This window comes from Epilithonimonas sp., assembly GCF_032054305.1.
In the GTDB taxonomy this organism is placed as follows: Bacteria; Bacteroidota; Bacteroidia; order Flavobacteriales; family Weeksellaceae; genus Epilithonimonas.
Genome location: NZ_DAMBSX010000006.1, coordinates 171,117 through 194,682 on the forward strand (window position 1 = coordinate 171,117; position 23,566 = coordinate 194,682).

Consider the following 23,566-nt stretch of genomic DNA (forward strand, 5'->3'; position numbering starts at 1 on the left):
TTTAACGGATTTCTATATTGTGATTATCTCTTTTATTGTATCCTCAAAAACTCCTTCGCCAATTCTATCATTTTCGGGTCGCCGGTATATTTTCCTTTTTCGTCAGATAATTTCACAGTCGGAATCCATTCGTTATTGATGCCTTTTACACTGATGAGTTTCATCACGATATTCATTGGTTTAAGACCGACATCATTCGTCAAATTGGTTCCGATTCCAAAAGAAATTCCGATTTTTCCTTTGCAATAGTTGGTAATTTCTTCAACTTTTTCGAGATTCAAACCGTCTGAGAAAATAATGTATTTGAATAATGGATTGATGCCGTGTTTTTGATAATGGGCAATGGTTTTGTCAGCAAATTCAAATGGGTCACCGCTGTCGTGACGAACACCATCAAACAACTTCGCAAATTTCTTATCGAATTGTTGGAAGAAAACTTCCGTCGTGTAAGTGTCAGAAAGTGCTACTCCCAGATCACCACGGTAAACATCTACCCAATTTTCCAATGCGATAGAATTCGCCATTTTGAAACCAAACTCCGCAGCGTGAAACATAAACCATTCGTGCGCGTGTGTTCCGATTGGTTTTACCTTGTAAAGCATTGCCAAATGGACATTCGAAGTTCCAGTAAAAGTCGATTTTTTATCCTGAATCAAAGCATCCATTACCAATCTGTGAACTTTGTAAGAATGTCTTCTTCTGGTTCCAAATTCGGCAAAAGGAACGCCAAGTTCTGTCAAATGAACGGCTTTTTCTACAGTCTTATTAATGACTTCCTCGTTGGTTTGTCTTTCCAGATGATTCATTTCGTAATGAAGTTCGCTGATGAGCGCCAGCAAAGGAACTTCCCAAAGAATGGTTCTGTACCAAAGGCCTTCCACCGAAACTTTTAGTTCGTTTCCGTGTTGCTCGATCTTCACTTCGGAAGGGTCATAATGAAAGCCTTCCAAAAAATCGAGGTAAGGTAGAGCAAGATAGGGGCAAGTGACTTTGAGATATTTTTTTTCGTCTTTGGTGAGTTTCAGTTCAGCCATTGCGTTGACGGACTTTCTGAGTTCCTCTGCAAAACCTTCCGGAAACTCGTGCTTTCCTCGGTTGATAAATTCGTATTTTACAATCTCGTTCGTGAACAATTTCACTACCGCATTTTGCATTGTAATCTTGTAGAAGTCGTTGTCCAGAATAGAATTGAGTCTTACCTCGCGCATAAAAATATCATTTACACAAATCTAAGGAATTTTGTTGAGGGGCGTTTTGAACTTTATTGATTTTAATTATTAAAAACTTAAACCACAAAAGTCACAAAAGAAAAACTTGATAGAAACTTTTGATAAACTGAAAAATAACAAATAGCTTTTGTGACTTTTGCGGTTTTGCAAAACTTTTCTATTGTACAAATTACATTTCTTACTTTTGTCAAAATTTTTTGAAATGGTAAAAGCGCTGATGTATTTTGTAGTAGGAACTTTAATTAGTTTTTTCTTAAGACGTTTTACGGGAGAACCAGCTGAGTTTTGGGTAGAACTTTACGTGGCTTCCGCTTTTGGGATTGGCTGGGGATTAGCTTATTTTGTTGACCACCCAGAGTGGCCGTTACCAAAAAAAATGGGAATTTCTTTGATTGGAATTGTTTTCTTAGTTGCTATTGGATTAATCTTTTTTGATTTTGAAACCGCAGTTCCGTCTATTATCAAATTCTCTACAGTTTTCGTAGCTTATTATATGATTGCAAGCTTCCGGGAAAGCAAATCGTTGAGGTATTAATTTTTTTGAAATATAATTTAAAAGCCGGATTTCGAAAGAAGTCCGGCTTTTTATTTTTAATGAATCATCAGGAAGCTTACAGTTCCAAGCCCGACAACTAAAAACATAAATGCAAAGAAATTAAACATAAACAGAATGCTGCCAATGATAAAACTAATGACTCCGTGCGTGTGATAAACTTTGTAGTGAGCTATGAAGAAATAGATTATACTGTAGAAGAATATCACGTTCATTAATAAATAAATAATGACACTAATTGAACTATGTGTTACATCTGCCAATTTATATAAAAAGGAAAATAACAAAATGGTCAATAATAAAAAACTGAAATAGTGCAATGTGAAGATCCCATGGTCGAAATACCACCATTTTTTCTTGTTATGGAAAATCCACAGGAAAAATGCAAAAATCGGAAGATAAATGAACAACGCTTTTGGCAGATTATGAAAAGAAGTCTCACCCAATTTTTTTACAATTTCTCCTTTTGTTACACCTTTTTCTTTTAGTTCGAAGAATTTGTGAGCAACAGGAACATTGATGAAATCGTAAAACGATGGATTTTTTGCTTTTGCAGAATCATATGATTTTTTGTTTGTATAGCCATTAAACTCAAAATCATCATCCAGTTTCTTGCTCATATCAAAACTATTCTCGATATCGCTTAATCTTGCAGAGTCTTTTAGTAAGGCATTCACTTTAGTAATTGTGACAGAATCTGTTCCTTTCATTTTTTTTTCCGTTCTTATGCTATCAAGCTTTTTTGAAGTTTCTGCAAGTCTATTCAATGAAACTATTTTTTCTTTTTTTGAATTTTTTTTGCCTTCGAAATTAATATTGAAAGGGGGAAATACGGCAAACAGGAAAAAGGTAATGAAACTGATAAAAATATAAAGCTTAACCGGCGGAACAAATTTTTGCCTTTTACCTTCGAGATAAGTATTGGTCAATTTACCCGGTTTGAAAAGAAGATTTTTAAGAGTTCCCCAAAATTGACCGTCATAATGGGTGAAATCTTCTACAAAATGCGTGAAGAGATAATAAAAGGGCTGTCTGGTCTGGATGTTCTGTTGACCGCAATGGGGGCAGTAATGTTCTTCAACAATATGTCCGCAATTGAGGCAATCTTTTTCTTCTCTCAGTTTTCCGTGGCTCATTTTATAGAATTTTTAACAAAAAAGATTAATAAAAAGCAAAGATAAGCAAAACGGTTAAACCCGTTATTATACAATGCTTTATAAAAGTGTAGTCTTTTTTCGGAAGTCGTTGTCCGATAGGTTTTGGGCTTGAAAATGCAAAGTTAGGTTCCTAAATCGTTACCAATTCAATCGGTAACTGATAAAGACTAATAGGTTATATTTCAGTCTTTTGCACTCCTTTTTACATTTCCTTGTAACTCAATGTAATTTAATTTTAAACATTAAACATTGTGGTTATGGAACAGACAAAAAGGTCAACGTTTAAATTGCTTTTCTACCTGAAAAAGAACGAACCAAAAAAGAACGGTAATGCTCCGATTATGGCACGTATTACCATTGACGGAACTCCTAAAACTTTCGGAACAAAGTTAGAAATTAATGCAGATAATTGGGATTTAAAGTTCGGCAGAGTTTTAGGCAAAAGTGCTGAAGCAGTGAGAGTAAATAAAAAATTAGACAACATACGTGGTCGTATTGATACGATTTACGAGAATATGCTCAAAAATGAGGGCTTTGCTACCGCGCAGAAAGTGAAGCTCGCCTTTTTGGGTGTAGGTGTAATGGACGATGCTGTTTTAAAAGTTTTTAATGACCAGAATGAGCAATTTGAGAAACTGGTCGAAAAGGAAGAACGCTCAGAGGGTACTTACAATAAGTACATCACGGTTTACAATCATCTTTCCAAGTTTATACAGGAACGTTATCATCGTGATGATATGGCTTTTCGTGAATTGAACAACGATTTTATCCGTGAGTTTGATTTTTACCTCCGCTATGATTTACAGTTAAGCCATAATACTATTTGGGTGTACACAATGCCCGTATTGGCTTTGGCAGAACTGGCTATTAAAAAGGGATTGATACGAGATAATCCGTTTCAGGATTACGAAATAAATATGGAAGAAACCGACAGAGGTTACATATTGAAAGAAGACGTTGAGAAACTAATGTTATCCAAAGCACCGCACCCACGGTACGAAGTTGTAAAAGACCTGTTTATTTTCAGTTGTTTTACAGGGCTTGCGTATGCGGATATTAAGAAATTGAAAAGAAATAATATTCAATCTTTCTTTGACGGTCATCAATGGATTATCAGCCGGAGAAAGAAATCAGATGTTGCTTCCAATGTCAGGTTAATGGATATTCCAAAACGCATTATTGAAAAATATCAAGGTACAACAAGGAATGAATTTATCTTTCCAATTCCAACCAATGCTACCTGCAATAACCACGTTACCAAACTGATTGAAAACGCAGAGATTGTTACAGAGCAAAAAGTAACTTTCCACACGGCAAGGCATACTTTCGGAACAATGTTTTTGACCGAGGGCGTACCACTTGAAAGTTTAAGCAAAATGATGGGACACAAAAATATTTCTACCACACAGATTTATGCAAAAATTACCAGTCAGAAAATCAGTAAGGATATGGATTTGGTAACACCTAAATTCAAGGCAATGGAAGAAGCATTTTTAACGGTAGCTATTTAATTAAATCCGACACAACTAATAGAACAGAGCTTGACGGCTCTGTTTTTTTTTGCCCTAAACTTTTTATAGCCAAAGCACATTTACCCCTTTCCAATTCCCTCGCTGTAAAAGAGCTTTTTTCGGCTACTTCTGAAACAGCCATTTTAAAAACACCCTACCTCCGCTAATTCCATTTACAGCATTTTTAAAATCCCTGATAATGTGGCTTTGAGAGCCACACAAGCTAAAAAAACATTTATCAATCCAGCTAATTGGAAGTGTTATTTCAAATCACTACGAACCATTTTCAAATGCCATCTTCTTAGGCTTCCACAATAGTTTTTATCCAAAGTGCCGTATGCTTTTTTGTCTCATTTCAAGAGCAAAGGTATTTCCGTGTTCTTAACGCCACCAAAAGGTCACGCAAGTTTGGAAAAAAATCTCCACCCGTTGGGTAGTATTTGTTTTCCAAAACCTTGTGTCGGCTAAACACGAACCTTTTATGCTCGTGAAACGAAACATAGCATACTCCGGCTCTTTACACGAATAAAAAAAAATGTCAGATACGAAGATTAAAAGCATTGAAAATGGTAATGAAACGAAACAGCACCTCCTCTCATTGCCGAATAAATCAAAAAAAAAACAAATCGAAATCAATAACTAAAAATCAAAGAAGATGAACATCACAGGCAGACTGACAAGAAATGCGGAAGTACGCACATTGTCGAACGAAAAACAGGTAGTAAACTTTTCAGTAGCGGTAAACGACAGCTACAAGAACAAGCAGGGCGAACGAGTAGAGCAAACAACCTACTTCGATTGTGCCTATTGGATAACCGCAAACGTGGCAAGGCTACTGACAAAAGGCACTTTGGTAGAACTCACAGGACGTGTAAGCACAAGAGCGTGGGTAAACAAAGAGGGCGAAGCAAGAGCAGGTCTGAATTTCCACACCTCACAAATCAAATTGCACGGAGGTGGCAACAGAGCCGAAACCGTACAAGCTACTGCACAATCAGAAAGCAACGGATTTACAGCACAGGGAACAGAGGACGACCTACCATTCTAAAACAACAATTCAATCATTTTTTAACATCAAAATTTTATCAAAATGGCACATAACATCAATTTCAACGAGAAAACAGGAAAGTACAGTTTCTTTTCAGTAGAGCAAAAAGCGTGGCACGGTTTGGGGCAAATCGTGGAGCAATACCCAACAAGCGAGGAAGCAATCAAACACGCAGGGTTAGATTACGAGGTAGTGAAATCCCCACTATTTACCAAAGGTTCGGGCATTATCGAAACTGCCAAAGGCATAGAGATAGGCAGTAGCGAATTGGAAGTACCTAACTATTTCGCCAACATACGCACCGATAACAATGCAGTATTGGGCGTAGTGGGTAAAGATTACCATATCGTACAAAACCGTGAAGCCTTTAATTTCTTTGATGCTATCGTAGGCGGTGGCGAGGGCATTCTCTATGAAACCGCAGGAGCATTGGGCAACGGAGAACGCATTTTTATCACAGCCAAACTGCCTGACTATATCCGTGTAGGCAATGGCGATGATGTAACGGAGAAATACATTTTCCTTACCACTTCGCACGATGGTAGCGGAAGTATTACCGCAGCGTTTACGCCTATCCGTATCGTTTGCCAAAATACCTTAAACGCTTCATTGCGTAATATGACCAACGTTGTCCGTATTAAGCACACTTCGGGAGCAAAACAACGTATCGAGAACGCCCACAAGATTATGGGATTGGCAAACACATTGAGCGACCAATTACAGGGCATTTTCAACGATTGGACAAAGGTAAGAGCAACAGACAAAGAGGTTAGAAAACTGATACAGTTGGCACTTTGCCCGAACAAAGAAACGCTTGACCTTATCAAAAAAGGTGCGGAAGATGAAATGTCCACAATGTTCAAAAACACCGTTGAGAACGCATTTGCATACGCAATGACAAGCGACACCCAACAAATGGACACCACAAAAGGTACATTGTTCGGAGCGTACAACGCTGTTACAGGCTATTTCCAAAATGTACGCAGTTACAAAGACAACGAAGCCAAACTACAATCCATTGTATTAGGTGGAACGGCTCAACTCAAATCACAGAAAGCATTTGAGTTGTGTACCGCCTTTGCTTCGGACGGTGCGGAAATCCTAAACCTTAATTAAATAACCACAGGCTACCGCCTTAATCGGTGGTAGCCTACTATAAAACCCAAGCAATGACAATAGGAATATATAAAGCAACGCTGAAGCACGACACAGGCACAACAACGCTCAGAGTAGTATCACTAAGCGGAAAACAGGGAGCTATACAGCAGATAACAACCTCAGAGGGTTGCCCCGAATGTGCCATTGTGGATATAGTAGAAATTTTAAACGATACAAAACAGCAGGATATGAAAGCAACAACAATCGAGGAAGCTAAAAGTCTGGCGAGAGCCAAGAGCCTTGAAAAGAAGCATAAAGACGAAAGCGTATTTATTATTTACTGCAATCGTACAGAGCATTTCTATATAGATACAGACGGTTTAATACGCCTTTGGGAAAAGTCGCACGGCTACTATGTAAATGGGGTTTACACCGCAGAAAATTAACACTAACAATAAAACATTTGATTATGGTTAATTGGTGCAACAATACGGTTTATTTCGAGGGAACACCCGAAGCAATCGAACAGATACAACAGCTATTCAAAGCAATGGCTGAAAAACAGGAAAAAGAAGAATGCGGACAATTGCCCGACTTCGTAGAGGATAGCAATGGCGGTTATTTTTTCGACATCTATTGTAACGAGGGCGATACAGGGATATTTCAATACGAAACAAAATGGTCGCCAAATACTGAAGTGCTGAAAAAGATAGCAGAACAGTATAATGTGAGTTTCTCACAGGACTATGAAGAAGTGAGCAACCTTGTATATGGCAGGGCAACCTATTCTGACAAGCTACTCACGAATATTTATTTGGAGTACGAGGACTTTGAAAAGTTTCACTTTGACGAAGAAACCGATACCTACCACTTTGAGGGCGAACCTCACGAAAGTGATTGCGACATATTGGAAACTCTATTGGAACGGAAAATTGAAAATCATCAACCTTTAAACCAAGTACAATGAAAACTGAAACAATAGCTACAAAGTTTGTACGTCACGATGTACCCGAATTACAATCCCTGCAATACGCTAAAGTGTACCTGCTAAGGGAAAAACTGAACAAAGGAGAGAAGATGAACCGAGCCGAGAAAAATTGGCTTGCGGAAGCCGTAAACCGAAATGCCTTTTTCAAAAAAGCCGTTCCCTTGCAAGGCTATCGTTTTGGGTTTGAAGATGTGCTGAAAACTTATTTGGTAAAGCAGTACGACAGTTGGCACGAATACAATGCTCCCGACAAAACAAGCCTTAAAACCATTGTTTACGGCAAGATTGAGCAAATCGCAGAAATCAAAAATTAACAGGATAGCAATGTACATAACAGATTTAAACGGTTGCCTAATTGAAGTAACAGACCTTGACGAAGCCATAAGAATAACGGCAGACTACAAGGAATACAGGCATAAGGATAAAAGTTTTTCGGAGTTTGACAAAAGGCAAAAAGCCTATTGGGTGGATATGTACGAGAAACTGACAGCAATCAAAGAACAAGTAACAACACATTAAAATTTAAGAGCAATGAACACAAATTTTTTCAATCAAATACAGCAATTGGATTTTACAGGAGTATTGCAACTGAACATTTCTAAGGGAGTAGAAAATAACCTAATTGTATCGATTATTCTCAACAATGAGCAATGCGGAGATAGTGCCAAAAACCTCATTCCCCCATTGACATTTAACGCCACGCCCCAAGAGTTTGACGAGGGATTTTTTCAGCAGATAACCGCACCTATACAAACCGTTTCGGGTTTAATGGTCGATATGGAAGCCTTTATGAAGCAAATGGAAGCAGTCAAAATGCAATCCGAAATGGAGAAGCAGAAAGCCGAGAAAGCCAAAAAGGAAAAAGAAGCCAAAGACAAGAAATACAAAGACGGTATGGCAAAGGTGGACGAGCTGGAGAAAGAGGGCAAATTCCGTGAAGCGTGGATGAAAGTACCTGACATTACGGAGTTTCCCGAAAAAGCAGATGAGATACGCAAACGCAAAACATCATTGTCCGACAAGTTTGCAACACCGAGCCTTTTCGGAGCAATGGAAGAACCAACCGCAGAGCCACTACAAACGGTAGAAGCTACTGCCGATTATCCCATTGATGAAGCAGACGAGAACGAAGAACAGTATTAACCCTTAAAATCGAATTTATGTTATTAGCAACAGTATTACCGAGAGTTTTTATACTCAAAGATAAAGGACAGGAAATCACATTGACCGACCCCGAAACAGGTTGGAGCGTGGAAGCAGTAATGAATTTTTACGCCAATATGTACCCGATTTTGACAACTGCAAAGGTATCAGCACCGAAGATTAAGGACGATGCAGTCGAGTACAGATTTGAAAGCGTAATGGGGACAAAAGGATAATTTAAAACCGTAAAGCAATGAACTATGCAACGCAACAAAATATCGGGAACAATCCATATACCCGAACAGCAAAGGCAACAGAAGTTGCACCGACAGTTGGGCGAGTTCGCACAATGGATGCAAAGACCAAAAGACGCAGACCAAGTACAAAAAGACAAACGGAAATCCGTACCGATAGCAATGCTACCAATGGTTTTTTAAAATGTACGTTTCTGCCTAAATTGAAAACAGCACAATCTGTACAGGCTTGTAAGAAATCGGAAAGGGATTTTTATCAGTCCCTTTCCAAACTTGCCGAGCATTACAGCATTGAGCCAATGCCAACCCAACAGGATTACGGTTATCCCTACAATATGGTACTGGCTATGTGGGATATGGACACTAAAATGAAACGAAGCCTTAGAAATTGGGACGGTTTTAAATTGATACTGGACAGTAAGAAAACCTTTTTAACGAGTGAGGAAAGATACGACACAGGTACAACGCTGTTTTACATTCCTATTGTTCCACTCTTTGAAATGTTGCACGACAAACAGCGAAAACACACCGCACATTTACTGACTTCGGTTTGCAGTTATCTGTACCATATTGCCCGAATACCGTATTACAGACAGGAGGACAGTTATTTGTATTGGCTGTATGAAACGCATAAAGATTGGATAGATAATGACGATGAAACGGAAGAAACCGAAAGTTATAAAAATGAATTGAGGAAAGCGGAAACCATTGGCGACAAGATTGAGCAGAAGTTATACAACCGTATAAATCTAACGGTATTTGAACAGCGTTTAAGCCGTTTTAAAAGCCGTGATACATTTGATAAAGAATGTTGGAACGTGGCTTGTAATGCCTTTGCCCTTTATACGGAATACCCGACAGCAAGTATTTTCCGAAACGCACCAATGCCCGAACAAGACCCCTATAACGATGATTGCGAAAACGAAGTTATCGGAATGGAAAAGTATATCTCCTTTATTTCCGATACCAAAGGTTGGCTTTATGAAAGCCTTACAGAAAGCATCAACAACGAGTTTAACGAGTACGGAGTAATGGAAGAACCGACCATTAACAAAGTCTTTGACGGAAGTAAAATATCGGTTGGAAACCTTGATTTTGAGAACCGACTGTTTGAACTATTGGACGACCTTTCATACCTATTGAATAACTATAAAACCACAGAATAATGAACAATGCAACCGACATAACAGCAAATTTCGGAACGCTTTATTTTCCTAAATCAGCATTGGTTTTTTACGAAACCAACAGCACGGAGAAAGAAACCTATGTAGAGCATTTCGATATGGATAAGGACGGAAACCCTATCAATGCCCACCCATTGACCGTAAAAGAAGCCAATGTTTTGGCAAAGTGTTTACAGACCGATGAAGAAAAGAACACCGCCTTTTTAAAGTCAAAAGGAATTTTGCCTACCAATGTTCTGCACATCAATCCGAGCCTTGATAAAGGCACTGTACTATGGTACACCAAAACACAGCAAAGACAACTGTATTTTGTGGACAGTCTGGGCATTCCCAACGGAATGGCACAAGTACCCGCAATGCTTTGGTTGGCGAGCAAAAGCAGTCTGACTGTATTTGCTTTGGCAAACGACAGAAGACCCACCGAGAAAACACCTTTGCATTACACCCCATTTTTCAACATCTACGAAAAAGGCAATGTATGTATGGGAACGGTAAGTATTGATATTAAAAATTCGGCTTCGGTTGAAGAATTTATACAGGCTTGGGAGCATTATTTTTTCAATTCCTATTTCAGCCATTCATTGTGTGAGAACTTGACCAAAAAGAACATCGTAACCCTTTGGAAAGACCTTGTTAATACAAACAAACCCTTTCCGAAAGAAGCATTAAAAAAGAACAACAAAACACTTAAAAATCTATTGTGATGAATACCGATAAAACAAAAATACATTTTACAGACAACTATCTGCTAAACCCGACCAACCCCATTACGGTAAACCTTATCGGAGCAGGTGGCACAGGCTCAAAAGTTTTGACAGCCTTGTTAGAAATAAACGAAAGTTTGACCGCTTTAGGACACGCAGGGTTGTCCGTAAGATTGTGGGATGATGATATTATCTCGACTGCAAATTTAGGCAGACAGCGTTTTTTTGAAAGCGAAACAGGATTGTATAAATCCGTTGCTTTAATCAACCGTGTAAACCGTTGTATCGGTACAAATTGGAAAGCGGAGAACCGAAAATTTGAAAAGGATAATTTCGGGCGAATACCCGAAGAAGCACAGGCGACCATTACTATTACTTGCGTTGATAATGTACAGGCACGTTTTGGCGTTGCCGAAATACTGAAAGCAGTCAGCCACCGCAGAAGTTACAGAGATACACCAAAATATTGGTTGGATTTTGGGAACAGCCAACACACAGGACAAGTTTTGTTATCTACTATCGGAGAGATAAAACAGCCTAATTCCGAAAAATACGAAACGGTGGCAAGCCTGCCATTTGTTACCGAAGAATTTGGCGACTTGCTGAAGCAATCCGAAGAACAGGACGACACACCAAGTTGCTCACTTGCCGAAGCATTGCAAAAACAGGATTTGTTTATCAATGGCTCATTGGCTCAAATGGGTTGTTCCTTACTTTGGGACTTATTTCGCTATGGAATGACGGAATACAGGGGATTTTTCCACAATCTGAAAGACTACCGCACCCAACCGATAAAGGTTGGGTAAAGCCCGAAAATCGGGCGGCAAAAAGACACACCTCCCGATGGTCGGGCAGTCTTTTTGCATCTTATAAGGTGCAACCCCTTTGCCAAAATGCAGGACTACGCACCGTCCTTACTTCACATTTTACCAAACAGGTTGCGACATTATTTGCGTGGGATATTCATTATCCCATTTATTGTTTATGGTATGACTTCTTTTCTTTTCACACAGCGACCAAAGAAAAGAAGCAAAAGAACGTCGCTTTATTTAGAACAGATATTTAAACTTTCTCGATAGCTCTTTTAAAATCGTCTGCATCGCTACCGATAAGCAGATGACTTTCTACACCTATTTCCGAAAGGATTTTTGCGGTTTCTATATCATCAATATCACTGTGGGCAATTAGTCTAATAGTTGGGTATTTAGCCTTTAATTCCTGAAGCTGTTCCAGCACATTCTCATCATAAAAGTCAAGGTCTATAATAGCCGTTTTGGGGAGTTTCTTTAATGTTGATAATTGAGATAAGCCGTTCGTAATGTTTTCCGAACGGAATAAGATTTCAAATCCTGAAGCAATTAGGTCTTTGCAGATAAAATCTAAAACAGGGCTTTTATCATTGATAAGGGCAAGACTGTTTTTTTCGGGGGTGTTTATTGTTTCCATACTACCATTTTTTTAATGTTAGTCGGTGGAACCTGCAAAAAAATAAGGCGCAGGCAACCACACTTACCGATACTAAGGCACTGGTACGCCCAAACCCCGAATAAGCGAGCGCCCACGCCTATGACGTGAGCGTTCTTACTTATTGCCTCGGGGTTACAAAAATTACCAGTTTTTAGTACCAAGACCTAAAGCAAAAACACTTTAAGTATTTCTATATTTTCACTTACAAATATACAAAAGTAGTTTTGATGGAAAGATACCCGGAACGAAATTAATTGTAATTAAGAAGTTTGAATAGATATGTAATTCTGTTCCAGCACGGTCAGAATATCACTTTCTTTATAGATTATCTTACCACCTATCTGTATATATGGTAAAATGGTATCATCACGGTATTGCTGTAAAGTCCGTTTGCTGATGTGTAACATTCTGCACACCTCTTCGCCCGACAGATAAATTTCTCCATTCATTACAGGACGGTAATTTTTCAATATTTCCTCAATACGGTTTCGTAACTGCGTAATCATTTCCTTATGGGCAATGATTTCTTCGGTTTCATTTGTCAGTAAATCCATTGTCATTTGTATTGTACGGCTGTCCGGCTTGTAGCAAAGCCTGTACATCCGAGAGTTTATAATAATTCTTGCGGTTGAGTTTAGAATACGGCAACAAACCTTTGTCCTTATAGGTCTGTAAAGTCCGTTTGGTAATGTTCATCATCAGGCATACCTCCTGGTTATCCAGCCATTTTTCTTCATTGAAAATCGGGGTGTATTTTTGGGTAGCACTTTCGGTTAGTTCCAAAAGCTCCTTTATATCATTCGTCATTCCGTCCAATGCGGATTTTGCTATTGCGATTACTTCCATATTTGCTCAATTTTTCTGTGGAAGTCGAAGATATTAAGGCTTGTTACAGGGCTAAAGAATGTTGCACCCTTTGGCTTTGAAAGGCAGTGTTTGGCGTTTTACGTTTGCCATAAACAAAAAATCGGATAACCTTTTGGGCTATCCGATTTATTTAGTTGGGATTTACGAAATTCAAAATTCTGTTATATTCAGGAGGGTAATAAGCAAGCTCCCATATATGTCCATCGGGGTCAGAAAAATATCCTGCATATACGCCGAGTGTTTCATTGATAGTAGCATCGTGCGTAACCTTGCCACCGTACTCTGAAACTTTTATCAATGCTTTATCTACTTCTTCTTCAGACGACAGAATACAACTCATAATTGTCCCCACATTATCTTTTGGAAGTTGTACGGAACGACCTGTTTTAAGGCTGTAATACGCTTCAAACCTGTTCTTTTCTATTAGGAATAGATTAAGGTTAGGCAGTTCGATAATAATCAAACCGTCTTCAAGAAATATATCAGGCGTATTGCTGAATAGATTTTTGTAGAATGTTACCGACCTTTCCGGAAACTCAACGGGTAAATAAATGATTGCACCTTTTACGTTCATACACTGTTCTTAATATGCTGCAAATTTAGCCAAAACTAACGTGTGCTTTGTACCTCTACCTGTTGCTGTTTCTTTTCCTTATCCTTTTTCATCTGCCTCCACGACCAGATGAGTAGAATGCCAAGAATTATCAAAGCGTATGCAATCCATCTGCCTACACGCTCTATAAAGCGAATAAATACCGATGCTTCAAAGCTCGAAAAACCCTCAGCACCTACGGCATTACGCCTGTAAAATTTTCTTCTTTTTATCCAATAGATAAGCCCTATCCCTATCACAAGCGGGATTATACCCATCACCAATTGAGAAGTTACCGCATTCATAGCCACAAGATTTTAATTCAAGTAAATTTAAACAAAATAGACCTGAATAGGTGTTGATTTTTAAACTTTTAGGTATTATTAATAAATCCATTTGTTGTCAAATGCTTAAAATCGAAAACGGCTTACCATTAAGATAAGCCGCTTTCTTTGTTTATGGAAATAATAAATTATTCAGAGTTTGTCGCAATGTATAAAATATTACTTAATCACTGCTGTTAAACTGAAAACTTATTTGCTTTTCGTTCCCAAAGCTGTCAGAAATCCACACATCAAAGGATTGTGATACGGCAGAAGTAGAAGTATAGTACAACCTGAATTGCTCCGTTGGTAATGGGTACAAATCATTCGGCTGATACGGCGGTTCATCGTAATATCTCAATGTGCCTTGTCCGTCAAATTGAAAATAACGGAGGAAATATTGCGTATTGCTGTAATTTCCGGTACGCTGTATGGTAATGCGTATTTCAACAGTCTGTCCGTTGGCAACGTCCTTTGGTACTGGCATTACATTGACCTCAAAAGGAAAATCGTTTTGTATTTCGAGGTCATCATCTTTGCTGCAAGATACCAAAGAAACTGAACTTGTCAGGACTGCCAGCATTACATATAACGGCAGTAATCCTATTCTGAATTTATTAAATATTGCTATCATCTTTTTACGTTTTAAAAGTTAAACCTTAATCCCAAGCCTGCGGACGGTCGGAACTGTCGCAAATCTGTACCCCAAAAGACTTTTGTGCGTCCTTGCAGGACGAGTACAAATCGGTCAGACAGGTACGTTTCAAAGGTCAGCCGACCACCGGCACCATAAATGAAATTATCTTCGCTCATTATCTTCGCACCGTCAAACAACATTTCTTCGCCACGGTTGATATTTTCGTAACCGACAACGCCTGTTATCCCGGCGTTGAGCGTAATGTTCTTACGGGTATCGCCCAACAAAAAGAAACTGTAACCGCCCTCAGCGGTATAAGTTTCCTGTGGTATGCGTTGGTCTTTATAATCGTGATATTGGTGTGTATATTCCAATGCCCATATCTGATAATTCCCGTTTTTGCCATTTACCGTCATACCGAGGTTGATGTAATAATCGTTACCGATTTTATCATCAGACAAAATGCCTGTGCTTATTTCCAAACCTTTCTGTTTGGGTAGCATTCTTTGTGCCTGTGTTACCGTGATGGCCACAAAGAGCAGCATCACGGTATAGATATATTTATTCATTGTAATTGCTTTAAAGGGTTATTAAAATTTCAGGTGCATATCATTGATTACACGGGCTTTGATTAAGTCCGAATTTTCCACCTGAAGCGTTTGGTGTCGTCCGCCGTTTTTCTCAAAGATTTCAATCAGCAGAACCTTGTCATCGGCAATAGTAAACTGGTCTAAGAGAAAAACATTTTGTTCGGTAGATTGTCCGTTTATGCTGTCCTCCAAAGGTTTGTAAGTGCGAAGCGGTATCATTGGTCGTTCCTGCACTACGGTGCGTTTGGCAACTTTTTTATCTACTACTTTGAAATTGATAAAATCAATGTTAAACGGTACGTTGCTTTTGTTTCTCAATTCCGTATGGAAATAATATTTGCCGTTGTGTATGTAAATGCCTTTCAGGATAAACTGAATACCGAAGCTCTTTGCCCCAATGTGCTTTACAATACGCTTATCTTTCTTGTAAATGGTTTCCAATAACAAGCCAGCCAAAGACGGCGAATTGTTTCCCAGTTCCTCGAAAAGCACATCGTTTCCGTTGGCTTTATCTACCGCTTTTTGCATTGTCAGCAAGTCATAGCTCAACGCTTCCGGGTAAGAACTGTAATACACGTTAAAGGAGTAAAAACGTCCGTCATTGGTAATTACGGAAAAGTTGGTTTCGGCTTCAAAATTCCTAACCGATGCTTTTACACGCAATACGTTTTCTGCATCTTCCGCTTTTCCGGCAATCAGGTATTCACTACCCAAATCCACATAACGGATAGCGGTCGGGAAAATCAGGTGCGAAGTTTTATCATACGTTACTTCCATACGGTACGGTTCAATCCTGCCCAATTCCAGAGGCGTTTTTACCGTTGCACTATCCTGTGCAAAGGTGGTTACGGCAGAGCCGATGGTCAGGGCTACTGCCCAAAATGTTTTAAAAATATTTTTCATTTTCTTTGATATTTAATTTTTATGGTAATGAAACAAGATCCGTTGCACGGAACTGGTTTCATTTTTTAATTATTTGAAATTGACTTTACTGTTTTGATACAAGAAATACCTGGTGTCCTGCTTTTAATGTTACTTTTGGGGTGCGTACTTTCTTGGCGAAATAGCCCGAAATTCCCTGCACCACACCACGGCTTAAATCGGCAGCTACCTGTTGTCCGGCATTCTGTGTCAGCATTACACTTGTTCCACCTGTCTGGCTCATATTACCTGCCATTTCGGTAAGGGCATTCATTTCAGGAGAGTATGGAACATACAGACCTTGCTGTCCGTCCAAATCATAAATGGTTATATCTACCGGAATGATGTTGCCCTCCAATTCAACAGAGGTAATTTTAAGCTGTAAACGTCCGCCCTGAAACTTGGCATTAGCCGTTACAATCGTTCCCTGCGGGATGGTACGGTTGGGTGTTTTTGCAGGTTCTAATAACCGCAATCTTACACCCGTTTCGCCAACAACAGTCTGTGCATCGTGTACGCAGGCTTTGATACTGTTTTTTGGCTGTACCACTTGCTCGGTAGCACCTGCTGTATAAAAACCCCTGTTTCGGGTTTCGCTCCAATTTTCCAAAAACTCGCTGTCCGTAGGTTCACGATACAAGGCAGATACGGTATTTTTTCTTGCCGCAGTAAAAGATACAAAATACTCTTTCTTGCTTGCACCCGCAGTTCCTGAAGCTGTACCGTTTGCAGGTACGGGTTGTTGTTCTGCGTTGCCTGTGGTCGTATTGGTCGGTAGATACTTTGCCGCCATCTGGTAGGATTTTTCCATTAATGCCAATTGGTCATCTACGGTTGTTGGCTTTGGTACAACTTTTTCAGCCAACTTTTCTTTCAGTTCGTCCAATTGCTTACGGAGTTCCATCGTTTCCGAATTGTTGTCCTGATAGAAATTGCCCAATGTACTTTGTGCATTTCGATAGCTGTTCAATGCAGAATTATTGTTTCTTCCCGAATTTCTACCACCGTTTCCATAGCCTGTGCTTTCGTTTTCATCATCTTCTGTAAATTCATCAGCAGGTTCTTCCTTATCATCGGCATTCCAATAGTCCGAAAGTGTTGCCAAAGCGTTACGCTTTTCCTGTTCTTTGCGTTCCAGCATTTCCTGCTCATACGCCTTGCCTTTGTCGGCAGGCATTCCTGCTCCGGTAGCTTGTGGGACGGCATCGTTTAGCCCGATGTTTTCGATTTCCTTTTTGTCAGCAGACGGTTTGAAAATTAAATACATACAGCCAACGAAAACAATACCCATCAAACCAAAAATCAAAGGTTTTTTGAGCTTTTCCGTTTTGTTCTCCGTACCGTTTTGCAGTACATCGGCGGTTTCTTTCGGGTTCCCTTCCGTTACCCGAACAACCGACTTTTTGTTCTCATTTTCTTTCATAAATCTGATTTTTTAAAATTGTTGATAATGTGTCCTGCAACCTTGCAGGACTTTCATTCTTTTTGAGGACAGGATTTTCGATATGCTCTATCGACATATCGTTTTTTGACTTGCCTGTATCGTACCATACTTTGGCAACAACACCTACGGTCAGAAGCAGATAACCAATAAAGAAGTACAGCGTATATTGGTGTTGCTTCGCTAATGGTAAAGCTCTCCAACGGTCGTCCAGCTTATCAAAAAACCTGTCCATATTTTCCCTTAATTTTTTCATACTTTAATTATTTGAGGTTATCACATTCTAAACCCTCTTTTTTTCGGAGCAAGCTGTTCTTTAGGTGTGTCGAGGACTTTAGAAAGGGCTTCCTTTGTGGTCGGAACTGACCCTGTTGTAAGGTTTGTCAGTTCCGATTTTTTCATTGACTGCCCGTAACGGTCTGTTCTTTCAATGTTCATTTTCTGCACATCGAAATTGCCGTCTTCGTACTGTACCCGCATATAACATTCGGTTTTCGGCTTTTCTTCGCCGTTCCATTCGATGTAAGTCCTTAATGAAAAGCTGTCTGCATTAAGCGGTTTATCTGTACCGTTCTTGCACGCCTCCAAAAAATCGCTGATACTGTCCTTTAGCTTACCTGCATAAGCACTCTCCGTTTGGAAATAACCGTTATATCCTTTATCCGTAAGGGTTTTTACGAACGTGTTTAAATCAAGTGATTGTTCCATATTCATAAATTTTAGCGTTCGATGACTTCAATATCCTTATTCTCCACCACCGCAAATTTTTCGATGTTAAAGCCTTGTGGATTGTTGTCGGAACGAACGGAGTTTACGAGATAGCAGGAAGTAACCAGGTTACGGCGTGTTACATTACTTGACCTTATGATGAACTGTTTGGCGTAGGTACGAACCGCATACGGATAATTGTCGAAGTTGCACACGACACTATCCACCTCGATGCGTTGCTGTACGTTACCTGAAATAATCCTGCTGTAATAGCCTTTCTCCGACAGGTCTTTGTAATAATCGAAAGCACTTTTATCGGCAAGGTTGAAAGCCCTGCTCATATTGCTCTCGATAGCGTTCTTGTCCGGAGCAAGGGTAAAGAACAGTTCGTGAAAACGTCTGACGTGTTCCCTTGCTTCCACAGGTCGGTTAATACTCGCATCCTGCGACAAGGCAAGCATTAAGGATTTACCGTTATCCAGCACATAGATTTTTTGGCGTTGCTCATTGGCAAAACTGTACGATTTCCATACGGCAAATCCTACCACACCAATACAGAGAACCGCAAATACTATGGCATACAGACGTATCTGCCTGAAGCTGTTTTCTATATTTCTTAAAGTTTTAAATTCCATTGTTAAATGATGATTATTCGTTTTACATTATTTTTTGAGCAATTGCCCTCCGATGTTTCCGGCAGCAGAACCTGCTCCGGCACTTGCGATATTTCCGGCTTTCATTGCAGCTTGGTTTACATTACGTGTAAAGTTTCCTGCTCCGCCTGCCTGAATTACCCAGCCTGTTACCGTTGGAATAGTGAAGTAACCGATGATACCGATAATCATAAAGATGATATACACCGTATTGGAGGTATCGGGTACGAATGTGGGGTCAGACAGCATCGCAATATCCTTTTCCAATATGAGGGACTGTATTCTTGCAAGCATCGAACTGAACAAATCCGAAACAGGAAGCCACAGGTAAACACTCACATACCTCGTGAGCCATTGCGTGAGTGTGGACTGAAAGCCATCCCACACGGAGATGGCAAAGGCAATTGGACCGAGAATGCTTAAAACAATCAGGAAAAACGTTCGTATGGTATCAATGACCAAAGCAGCCGCCTGAAAAAGTATTTCCAAAAGATTGCGGAACCAGTCCTTTATAACTTTTTCTAACTGATAGGCTGTCCTGTCCATATACATTCCCGCCATTGTACCAATATCTGATGGCGACCACCCCAGCTCGTCCAGTTTTTTATCAAACTCTTCGTCCGATACCATAAAGGCGGTTTCAGGATTTCTGACCATTGCCTCGTATTCCAATTGGTCTTTCTGCTGTTGGAGTTTGTTCAAATCAAGTACCTGGTCTTCGAGTATGGCGTGTGTTCCTGTAACCACCGGGCTTAATACCGCATTGATTGTTCCCAACACCATAGTTGGGAAGAACATAATGCAAAGCCCCAATGCAAACGGACGCAAAAGTGGAAACATATCAATAGGTTCGGCACGGCTTAAAGCCTGCCAAACCTTTAATGCCACATAGAACAATGCTCCCAATCCGGCAAGTCCTTTAGCTACTGCCGCCATATCGCCTGCAAGCGGCATCATATCGTCGTAAAGCGAACGCAGGAGTTCGTGAAGATTATCCCATTCCATTTTTACCAGTATTTTTGGTTAGCAGTTCCATAGAGGTTAAGCACTCTTTGGGCATCATTTTTCTTTTTCGCTCTCAGGTAGCTGACAGATATATTTTTGTTGGTGTAGTAGCGAACAAGGCTGTGGTAGTCCTTAACTTCTTTGTACACACGGTCAATAATCTCCATACGCTCTTTGTCATTCAGCGAAAGGCTTGATGAGGTTATAATCTGTTTGAGTTCTTTCAGCAGTTCGGTACTTTCGTTAAGCAATGCTGCATAACCATTGCCGATGGCGACCAATTCGTTTGGTTTGAAATTCGGGTCGTTCATCATCTTACCGAAATTGGTAACATACATTTCGGACACATCGCCTACCAATAGCACTGTTTGCTGTACCTTACGGGCATCTTTCACAAGGTTGTTTACAGCTTGTAGCTTGTCGTAATATTCCTTACCCTGTTTGTACACTTTCTCTACCTCTTTGAAATTTTTAATCACATTGGACACTGTTGAAGAGGTCTGTACGATTTCGTTTGCAGAGTTGAGAATACCTGAAGCCAAATTTGCAGGGTCGGTTACAACCCATTGCGCTTTTGCGGACGGTGCTGCGGCAAACATTAGTGCCGTACACACCATAAAAAGAAACTTTTTCATTGTCTTGAAATTTTTGATTGTTAATTACTATTGATTTACATTGTCACGCCGTTGCATTGCGATATGCTTGATGGCGAGTTCCACGTTACCGTCCAGTTCGGAAGCGAGTTGCATCACTTCCATCTTTTCGGTTTCTTCCGTTGTGTATGCGAGATACTCCTCCAAACTAACTTCTGTTGCGTACACTGCCGAGTGTGTTCCGCCCAAACCTATCCAAACCTCTTTGTACAAGCGACTGGCATCGTTGTTCATATTGATGGATAGTACCTGTCCTTTCTCTTTGTCCGTTAATCCGAGCATTGCCTGTATGTCATCGAATTTGTTCATATACTTTCGCTGGTCTAAGAGAATTTTGCAGTCCGAATTGTTGATGATACTTTCCTTTACGATAGGCGATTGGATTATATCATCGACCTCCTGCGTTACGACTATGGCTTCGCCGAAAAACTTCCTAACCGTTTTAAAGAGGTACTTTATGTATTCCGCCATACCTTCTTTGGCGATTGCTTTCCAGGCTTCTTCAATCAAAATGAGCTTGCGGATACCTTTCAGCCTTCGCATCTTGTTGATGAACACCTCCATAATGATAATCGTGACTATGGGAAAGAGGATTTTGTGGTCTTTAATCGCATCAATTTCAAACACAATAAAGCGTTTGGATAACAGGTCTAACTGCTTGTCCGAGTTCAGCAGATAGTCATACTCGCCACCTTTGTAATAAGGTTCCAAAACGTTGAGAAAATTGGCAATGTCAAAGTCTTTTTCACGAACCTGTTTTTCTTCCAATACTTTGCGGTAATCTCCTTTTACATATTCGTAAAAACCATTGAACGATGGAAAAATGCCCTCGTTTTTTATACGGTCGATATAACCGGAAACGGCATTGGAAAGAGCTACTTCTTCAGACCTTGTAGGCGGTTCATCATCACGTTTCCAAAGCGTGAGTATCAAAGTTTTGATACTTTCACGCTTCTCGATGTCGAACACGCCATCATCGGTGTAGAAAGGATTGAACGCAATCGGGTTGTCCTCCGTGTAGGTAAAATATACACCGTCTTCCCCTTTTGTTTTTCCTTTAATCAGCTCACACAATCCCTGATACGAGTTCCCCGTATCTACCAGCAGTACGTGAGCACCTTGCTCATAGTATTGCCTTACCATATGGTTTGTGAAGAACGATTTACCCGAACCTGACGGACCAAGTATGAACTTGTTCCGGTTCGTTATTATCCCACGTTTCATCGGCAAATCCGATATATCCAAATGGATAGGTTTTCCTGTAAGCCTGTCAGCCATTTTTATCCCGAAAGGGGACGGCGAATTGTGGTAGTTGGTTTCTTCGGTAAAGAAACATAAGGCAGGTTCTATGAACGTGTAAAAACTTTCCTCACTCGGAAAATCGCCTGCATTGCCGGGCATTGCCGCCCAGTACAAAGTGGCTACATCCGTAGTATTGTGCCTTGGTTTACATTCCATCAATGCCAATGCACTACCGCAATCGTTTTTCAACTGTTTAAGCTCGTTCGGGTCTTCCGACCACGCCATTATGTTGTAATGCGCTCTTATAGATGAAAGCCCGAACGAATGTGCTTCGTTCAGATACTTCTCAATCCATTCCTTATTGATTTGGTTGGCACGGCTGTACCGAGCCAACGAGTGCATATTACGGGCAGATTTCTCAAACTTTTGCAGGTTGTCCTCGCTGTTATCCAAGAATATGTATTGATTGTAAATGTGATTACAGCTCAACAACAATCCCACAGGTGCAGCAAACGACAGACGGCAATCGCTTCGGTCGGTAGATAATTTTTCAAATCGGGTATCAGCCGAAACGGTAGCAGGCAAGTCGTCCGTATCGGACAAGGTGTGCAATGACAACCTTTTGTTTCCGATACGGACTTCTTCAGCATTTAAAGCGATGTCCTGCATCGGTGTTCTGGCTTCTCTGGACAGCGTGAGGTATTGTTCCAATAATCCCTGTGTTTCGTCCGTACCGATGATGTCGTCTTCGGTCAAACGTCGCAGGGTTATAAACCCGCTATCGTTCACGATACGCTCAAACTGTGCCACCGCTTCCATAAATCGGTGTATCGTTTCCTTATTGATTTCCTTTGGAATGAGTGTGCCTTTACAAAGCGAACTGAAGTTGCTTTGCATACGCATTCTGTTCTTGGTCGTCTTGGTCAGAAACAGATAGCAATAATGGTTCAGGAACGGTCGCTCGTTGAAATGACGTTGATACGACTTTGACAAAAAGCTCTGGTCTTCCTGTGCCAAATCGGGAGCATAGCTTTCTTTGATGTACCAATCCTGTTTGTGGATGACCGTAAAATCGGGTAAGGTTTTAATTGCCTTGTGCCAGGCGGAATGAATGGCTTCGTACTCAGCCGAAGCAACGGTAAACAGTTCCGGCAACCGTACTTCAAAACAAGCGGTAATGTCTGCATCTTTAGAAAGAATACAGTTGTTCTCTACTGCCAGCAAAGGAAATTTGTTTTCCAATGTGGCTGTCTTAGCTACATTTCTCATACGGTTTTGGATTTAGGAGTGAATTTTAAATACCTGTGTACAGGCTTGCGACAAATGATGTAGCGGGGATGCCTCTTAATGGCTCCCAGCTTCATCAGTCCGTGTTCGCCATACTTCCTGTTCAGTGTAAAGGTCTGCCAGATGATAAGTGAAGCACCTCCGGCTCCGAGGAACAGACAGATGTAAGAATTTACACCTGCCATATACAGTATCATTACGAAGATGAGCGTGCCGAGTAACCCACCTGCGAAGATGAAAAGGTACTGTGCTTTCAACCCCTTAAATTCCACCGTTCTTCCGATGCCTTTGTTGATATTGTAATTCATAAG

General features: G+C 40.3%; 31 protein-coding genes. 13 read left to right on the forward strand and 18 right to left on the reverse strand.

What is annotated here, in order from left to right; genetic code table 11:
* Positions 1 to 32 precede the first annotated feature (32 nt).
* Positions 33 to 1,208: a nicotinate phosphoribosyltransferase gene (pncB, locus tag RTX21_RS14205; protein ID WP_312768654.1), complete on the reverse strand. Its 1,176-nt coding sequence runs from the start codon at positions 1,206 to 1,208 to the stop codon at positions 33 to 35.
* A gap of 223 nt (positions 1,209 to 1,431) precedes the next feature.
* On the opposite strand from pncB, the gene RTX21_RS14210 reads away from it, so the two are divergent.
* The gene (locus RTX21_RS14210) at positions 1,432 to 1,764 is read left to right on the forward strand and encodes a hypothetical protein (protein WP_312768656.1); all 333 of its coding nucleotides are present in this window, start codon (positions 1,432 to 1,434) and stop codon (positions 1,762 to 1,764) included.
* 56 nt (positions 1,765 to 1,820) lie between these two features.
* Here the strand turns inward: RTX21_RS14210 and RTX21_RS14215 are convergent, their stop codons facing one another.
* Positions 1,821 to 2,918, reverse strand: coding sequence for a DUF3667 domain-containing protein (locus RTX21_RS14215; protein ID WP_312768659.1), 1,098 nt, complete (start codon positions 2,916 to 2,918; stop codon positions 1,821 to 1,823).
* A gap of 278 nt (positions 2,919 to 3,196) precedes the next feature.
* Here RTX21_RS14215 and RTX21_RS14220 point away from each other — a divergent pair, with 278 nt between their 5' ends.
* The 12 genes from RTX21_RS14220 to RTX21_RS14275 all read left to right on the forward strand — a co-directional run bounded on the left by RTX21_RS14220 (position 3,197) and on the right by RTX21_RS14275 (position 11,675).
* Positions 3,197 to 4,450 carry a site-specific integrase gene (locus tag RTX21_RS14220; RefSeq protein ID WP_312768661.1) on the forward strand — a complete coding sequence of 418 codons (1,254 nt, stop codon included), beginning with the start codon at positions 3,197 to 3,199 and terminating at the stop codon, positions 4,448 to 4,450.
* A 655-nt stretch (positions 4,451 to 5,105) separates the two neighbouring features.
* Positions 5,106 to 5,498 carry a single-stranded DNA-binding protein gene (locus RTX21_RS14225; RefSeq protein ID WP_312768664.1) on the forward strand — a complete coding sequence of 131 codons (393 nt, stop codon included), beginning with the start codon at positions 5,106 to 5,108 and terminating at the stop codon, positions 5,496 to 5,498.
* 42 nt (positions 5,499 to 5,540) lie between these two features.
* A complete protein-coding gene (locus tag RTX21_RS14230; protein ID WP_312768666.1) occupies positions 5,541 to 6,614 on the forward strand; it encodes a DUF932 domain-containing protein in 1,074 nt (357 codons plus the stop codon).
* A 53-nt stretch (positions 6,615 to 6,667) separates the two neighbouring features.
* A complete protein-coding gene (locus tag RTX21_RS14235) occupies positions 6,668 to 7,042 on the forward strand; it encodes a hypothetical protein (protein WP_312768669.1) in 375 nt (124 codons plus the stop codon).
* Between the two features lie 23 nt (positions 7,043 to 7,065).
* On the forward strand, positions 7,066 to 7,563 hold the full coding sequence (locus RTX21_RS14240; protein WP_312768671.1) for a hypothetical protein: 498 nt from the start codon (positions 7,066 to 7,068) through the stop codon (positions 7,561 to 7,563).
* Positions 7,560 to 7,898: a molybdenum ABC transporter ATP-binding protein gene (locus RTX21_RS14245; protein ID WP_312768673.1), complete on the forward strand. Its 339-nt coding sequence runs from the start codon at positions 7,560 to 7,562 to the stop codon at positions 7,896 to 7,898. The genes RTX21_RS14240 and RTX21_RS14245 overlap by 4 nt, the downstream gene beginning before the upstream one ends.
* 10 nt (positions 7,899 to 7,908) lie before the next feature.
* Positions 7,909 to 8,103, forward strand: a complete 195-nt coding sequence (locus RTX21_RS14250) for a hypothetical protein (protein ID WP_109568718.1) — start codon at positions 7,909 to 7,911, stop codon at positions 8,101 to 8,103.
* Positions 8,104 to 8,115: 12 nt separating this feature from the next.
* Entirely contained in the window at positions 8,116 to 8,727 is a 612-nt protein-coding gene (locus RTX21_RS14255; RefSeq protein ID WP_109568719.1) for a PRTRC system protein E, read from the forward strand.
* Between the two features lie 17 nt (positions 8,728 to 8,744).
* Entirely contained in the window at positions 8,745 to 8,963 is a 219-nt protein-coding gene (locus RTX21_RS14260) for a PRTRC system protein C (RefSeq protein WP_124986857.1), read from the forward strand.
* A 17-nt stretch (positions 8,964 to 8,980) separates the two neighbouring features.
* The gene (locus RTX21_RS14265) at positions 8,981 to 10,147 is read left to right on the forward strand and encodes a hypothetical protein (protein WP_312768674.1); all 1,167 of its coding nucleotides are present in this window, start codon (positions 8,981 to 8,983) and stop codon (positions 10,145 to 10,147) included.
* Positions 10,147 to 10,869 (forward strand): PRTRC system protein B, encoded by a 723-nt coding sequence (locus RTX21_RS14270; RefSeq protein ID WP_312768675.1) that lies wholly within the window; start codon positions 10,147 to 10,149, stop codon positions 10,867 to 10,869. Before RTX21_RS14265 ends, RTX21_RS14270 begins: the two co-directional genes overlap by 1 nt.
* Positions 10,869 to 11,675, forward strand: coding sequence for a PRTRC system ThiF family protein (locus tag RTX21_RS14275; RefSeq protein WP_312768677.1), 807 nt, complete (start codon positions 10,869 to 10,871; stop codon positions 11,673 to 11,675). Before RTX21_RS14270 ends, RTX21_RS14275 begins: the two co-directional genes overlap by 1 nt.
* Before the next feature lie 256 nt (positions 11,676 to 11,931).
* Here RTX21_RS14275 and RTX21_RS14280 read toward each other — a convergent pair whose 3' ends face one another.
* The 16 genes from RTX21_RS14280 to RTX21_RS14355 all read right to left on the reverse strand — a co-directional run bounded on the left by RTX21_RS14280 (position 11,932) and on the right by RTX21_RS14355 (position 23,563).
* On the reverse strand, positions 11,932 to 12,315 hold the full coding sequence (locus RTX21_RS14280) for a DNA-binding response regulator (protein ID WP_312768678.1): 384 nt from the start codon (positions 12,313 to 12,315) through the stop codon (positions 11,932 to 11,934).
* Positions 12,316 to 12,596: 281 nt separating this feature from the next.
* Positions 12,597 to 12,890 (reverse strand): helix-turn-helix domain-containing protein, encoded by a 294-nt coding sequence (locus RTX21_RS14285; RefSeq protein WP_312768679.1) that lies wholly within the window; start codon positions 12,888 to 12,890, stop codon positions 12,597 to 12,599.
* Positions 12,871 to 13,182, reverse strand: coding sequence for a helix-turn-helix domain-containing protein (locus RTX21_RS14290; protein WP_312768680.1), 312 nt, complete (start codon positions 13,180 to 13,182; stop codon positions 12,871 to 12,873). The genes RTX21_RS14285 and RTX21_RS14290 overlap by 20 nt, the downstream gene beginning before the upstream one ends.
* Before the next feature lie 151 nt (positions 13,183 to 13,333).
* Complete coding sequence (locus tag RTX21_RS14295) at positions 13,334 to 13,777, reverse strand: VOC family protein (RefSeq protein WP_312768681.1); 444 nt, start codon at positions 13,775 to 13,777, stop codon at positions 13,334 to 13,336.
* A gap of 35 nt (positions 13,778 to 13,812) precedes the next feature.
* On the reverse strand, positions 13,813 to 14,100 hold the full coding sequence (locus RTX21_RS14300) for a molybdenum ABC transporter permease (RefSeq protein ID WP_312768682.1): 288 nt from the start codon (positions 14,098 to 14,100) through the stop codon (positions 13,813 to 13,815).
* 202 nt (positions 14,101 to 14,302) lie between these two features.
* A complete protein-coding gene (locus RTX21_RS14305) occupies positions 14,303 to 14,752 on the reverse strand; it encodes a DUF3872 domain-containing protein (RefSeq protein ID WP_312768683.1) in 450 nt (149 codons plus the stop codon).
* Positions 14,753 to 14,763: 11 nt separating this feature from the next.
* Positions 14,764 to 15,324, reverse strand: a complete 561-nt coding sequence (locus RTX21_RS14310) for a conjugal transfer protein TraO (RefSeq protein WP_312768685.1) — start codon at positions 15,322 to 15,324, stop codon at positions 14,764 to 14,766.
* Between the two features lie 21 nt (positions 15,325 to 15,345).
* Positions 15,346 to 16,248, reverse strand: coding sequence for a conjugative transposon protein TraN (traN, locus tag RTX21_RS14315; protein WP_312768687.1), 903 nt, complete (start codon positions 16,246 to 16,248; stop codon positions 15,346 to 15,348).
* A gap of 85 nt (positions 16,249 to 16,333) precedes the next feature.
* Positions 16,334 to 17,689, reverse strand: coding sequence for a conjugative transposon protein TraM (gene traM / locus RTX21_RS14320; protein WP_312768688.1), 1,356 nt, complete (start codon positions 17,687 to 17,689; stop codon positions 16,334 to 16,336).
* Positions 17,676 to 17,963, reverse strand: a complete 288-nt coding sequence (locus RTX21_RS14325; RefSeq protein ID WP_312768690.1) for a nitrogen regulatory IIA protein — start codon at positions 17,961 to 17,963, stop codon at positions 17,676 to 17,678. The genes traM and RTX21_RS14325 overlap by 14 nt, the downstream gene beginning before the upstream one ends.
* Before the next feature lie 20 nt (positions 17,964 to 17,983).
* Positions 17,984 to 18,415, reverse strand: a complete 432-nt coding sequence (locus RTX21_RS14330; protein ID WP_312768691.1) for a hypothetical protein — start codon at positions 18,413 to 18,415, stop codon at positions 17,984 to 17,986.
* Between the two features lie 11 nt (positions 18,416 to 18,426).
* Positions 18,427 to 19,050 carry a conjugative transposon protein TraK gene (traK, locus tag RTX21_RS14335; RefSeq protein WP_312768692.1) on the reverse strand — a complete coding sequence of 208 codons (624 nt, stop codon included), beginning with the start codon at positions 19,048 to 19,050 and terminating at the stop codon, positions 18,427 to 18,429.
* Positions 19,051 to 19,077: 27 nt separating this feature from the next.
* Entirely contained in the window at positions 19,078 to 20,073 is a 996-nt protein-coding gene (gene traJ / locus RTX21_RS14340; RefSeq protein WP_312768694.1) for a conjugative transposon protein TraJ, read from the reverse strand.
* A 2-nt stretch (positions 20,074 to 20,075) separates the two neighbouring features.
* Positions 20,076 to 20,708 (reverse strand): DUF4141 domain-containing protein, encoded by a 633-nt coding sequence (locus RTX21_RS14345; RefSeq protein WP_312768695.1) that lies wholly within the window; start codon positions 20,706 to 20,708, stop codon positions 20,076 to 20,078.
* A 27-nt stretch (positions 20,709 to 20,735) separates the two neighbouring features.
* The gene (locus RTX21_RS14350; RefSeq protein ID WP_312768696.1) at positions 20,736 to 23,237 is read right to left on the reverse strand and encodes a TraG family conjugative transposon ATPase; all 2,502 of its coding nucleotides are present in this window, start codon (positions 23,235 to 23,237) and stop codon (positions 20,736 to 20,738) included.
* Positions 23,234 to 23,563, reverse strand: coding sequence for a DUF4133 domain-containing protein (locus RTX21_RS14355; RefSeq protein ID WP_060776077.1), 330 nt, complete (start codon positions 23,561 to 23,563; stop codon positions 23,234 to 23,236). Before RTX21_RS14355 ends, RTX21_RS14350 begins: the two co-directional genes overlap by 4 nt.
* Between the last annotated feature and the right edge of the window lie 3 nt (positions 23,564 to 23,566).

Excerpts from the sequence above, each read along its gene's own strand:
- pncB (WP_312768654.1), bottom strand. The coding sequence starts at position 1,208 with ATGCGCGAGGTAAGACTCAATTCTATTCTGGACAACGACTTCTACAAG.
- RTX21_RS14210 (WP_312768656.1), top strand. The coding sequence starts at position 1,432 with ATGGTAAAAGCGCTGATGTATTTTGTAGTAGGAACTTTAATTAGTTTT.
- RTX21_RS14215 (WP_312768659.1), bottom strand. The coding sequence starts at position 2,918 with ATGAGCCACGGAAAACTGAGAGAAGAAAAAGATTGCCTCAATTGCGGA.
- RTX21_RS14220 (WP_312768661.1), top strand. The coding sequence starts at position 3,197 with ATGGAACAGACAAAAAGGTCAACGTTTAAATTGCTTTTCTACCTGAAA.
- RTX21_RS14225 (WP_312768664.1), top strand. The coding sequence starts at position 5,106 with ATGAACATCACAGGCAGACTGACAAGAAATGCGGAAGTACGCACATTG.
- RTX21_RS14230 (WP_312768666.1), top strand. The coding sequence starts at position 5,541 with ATGGCACATAACATCAATTTCAACGAGAAAACAGGAAAGTACAGTTTC.
- RTX21_RS14235 (WP_312768669.1), top strand. The coding sequence starts at position 6,668 with ATGACAATAGGAATATATAAAGCAACGCTGAAGCACGACACAGGCACA.
- RTX21_RS14240 (WP_312768671.1), top strand. The coding sequence starts at position 7,066 with ATGGTTAATTGGTGCAACAATACGGTTTATTTCGAGGGAACACCCGAA.
- RTX21_RS14245 (WP_312768673.1), top strand. The coding sequence starts at position 7,560 with ATGAAAACTGAAACAATAGCTACAAAGTTTGTACGTCACGATGTACCC.
- RTX21_RS14250 (WP_109568718.1), top strand. The coding sequence starts at position 7,909 with ATGTACATAACAGATTTAAACGGTTGCCTAATTGAAGTAACAGACCTT.
- RTX21_RS14255 (WP_109568719.1), top strand. The coding sequence starts at position 8,116 with ATGAACACAAATTTTTTCAATCAAATACAGCAATTGGATTTTACAGGA.
- RTX21_RS14260 (WP_124986857.1), top strand. The coding sequence starts at position 8,745 with ATGTTATTAGCAACAGTATTACCGAGAGTTTTTATACTCAAAGATAAA.
- RTX21_RS14265 (WP_312768674.1), top strand. The coding sequence starts at position 8,981 with ATGAACTATGCAACGCAACAAAATATCGGGAACAATCCATATACCCGA.
- RTX21_RS14270 (WP_312768675.1), top strand. The coding sequence starts at position 10,147 with ATGAACAATGCAACCGACATAACAGCAAATTTCGGAACGCTTTATTTT.
- RTX21_RS14275 (WP_312768677.1), top strand. The coding sequence starts at position 10,869 with ATGAATACCGATAAAACAAAAATACATTTTACAGACAACTATCTGCTA.
- RTX21_RS14280 (WP_312768678.1), bottom strand. The coding sequence starts at position 12,315 with ATGGAAACAATAAACACCCCCGAAAAAAACAGTCTTGCCCTTATCAAT.
- RTX21_RS14285 (WP_312768679.1), bottom strand. The coding sequence starts at position 12,890 with ATGGATTTACTGACAAATGAAACCGAAGAAATCATTGCCCATAAGGAA.
- RTX21_RS14290 (WP_312768680.1), bottom strand. The coding sequence starts at position 13,182 with ATGGAAGTAATCGCAATAGCAAAATCCGCATTGGACGGAATGACGAAT.
- RTX21_RS14295 (WP_312768681.1), bottom strand. The coding sequence starts at position 13,777 with ATGAACGTAAAAGGTGCAATCATTTATTTACCCGTTGAGTTTCCGGAA.
- RTX21_RS14300 (WP_312768682.1), bottom strand. The coding sequence starts at position 14,100 with ATGAATGCGGTAACTTCTCAATTGGTGATGGGTATAATCCCGCTTGTG.
- RTX21_RS14305 (WP_312768683.1), bottom strand. The coding sequence starts at position 14,752 with ATGATAGCAATATTTAATAAATTCAGAATAGGATTACTGCCGTTATAT.
- RTX21_RS14310 (WP_312768685.1), bottom strand. The coding sequence starts at position 15,324 with ATGAATAAATATATCTATACCGTGATGCTGCTCTTTGTGGCCATCACG.
- traN (WP_312768687.1), bottom strand. The coding sequence starts at position 16,248 with ATGAAAAATATTTTTAAAACATTTTGGGCAGTAGCCCTGACCATCGGC.
- traM (WP_312768688.1), bottom strand. The coding sequence starts at position 17,689 with ATGAAAGAAAATGAGAACAAAAAGTCGGTTGTTCGGGTAACGGAAGGG.
- RTX21_RS14325 (WP_312768690.1), bottom strand. The coding sequence starts at position 17,963 with ATGAAAAAATTAAGGGAAAATATGGACAGGTTTTTTGATAAGCTGGAC.
- RTX21_RS14330 (WP_312768691.1), bottom strand. The coding sequence starts at position 18,415 with ATGGAACAATCACTTGATTTAAACACGTTCGTAAAAACCCTTACGGAT.
- traK (WP_312768692.1), bottom strand. The coding sequence starts at position 19,050 with ATGGAATTTAAAACTTTAAGAAATATAGAAAACAGCTTCAGGCAGATA.
- traJ (WP_312768694.1), bottom strand. The coding sequence starts at position 20,073 with ATGGAATGGGATAATCTTCACGAACTCCTGCGTTCGCTTTACGACGAT.
- RTX21_RS14345 (WP_312768695.1), bottom strand. The coding sequence starts at position 20,708 with ATGAAAAAGTTTCTTTTTATGGTGTGTACGGCACTAATGTTTGCCGCA.
- RTX21_RS14350 (WP_312768696.1), bottom strand. The coding sequence starts at position 23,237 with ATGAGAAATGTAGCTAAGACAGCCACATTGGAAAACAAATTTCCTTTG.
- RTX21_RS14355 (WP_060776077.1), bottom strand. The coding sequence starts at position 23,563 with ATGAATTACAATATCAACAAAGGCATCGGAAGAACGGTGGAATTTAAG.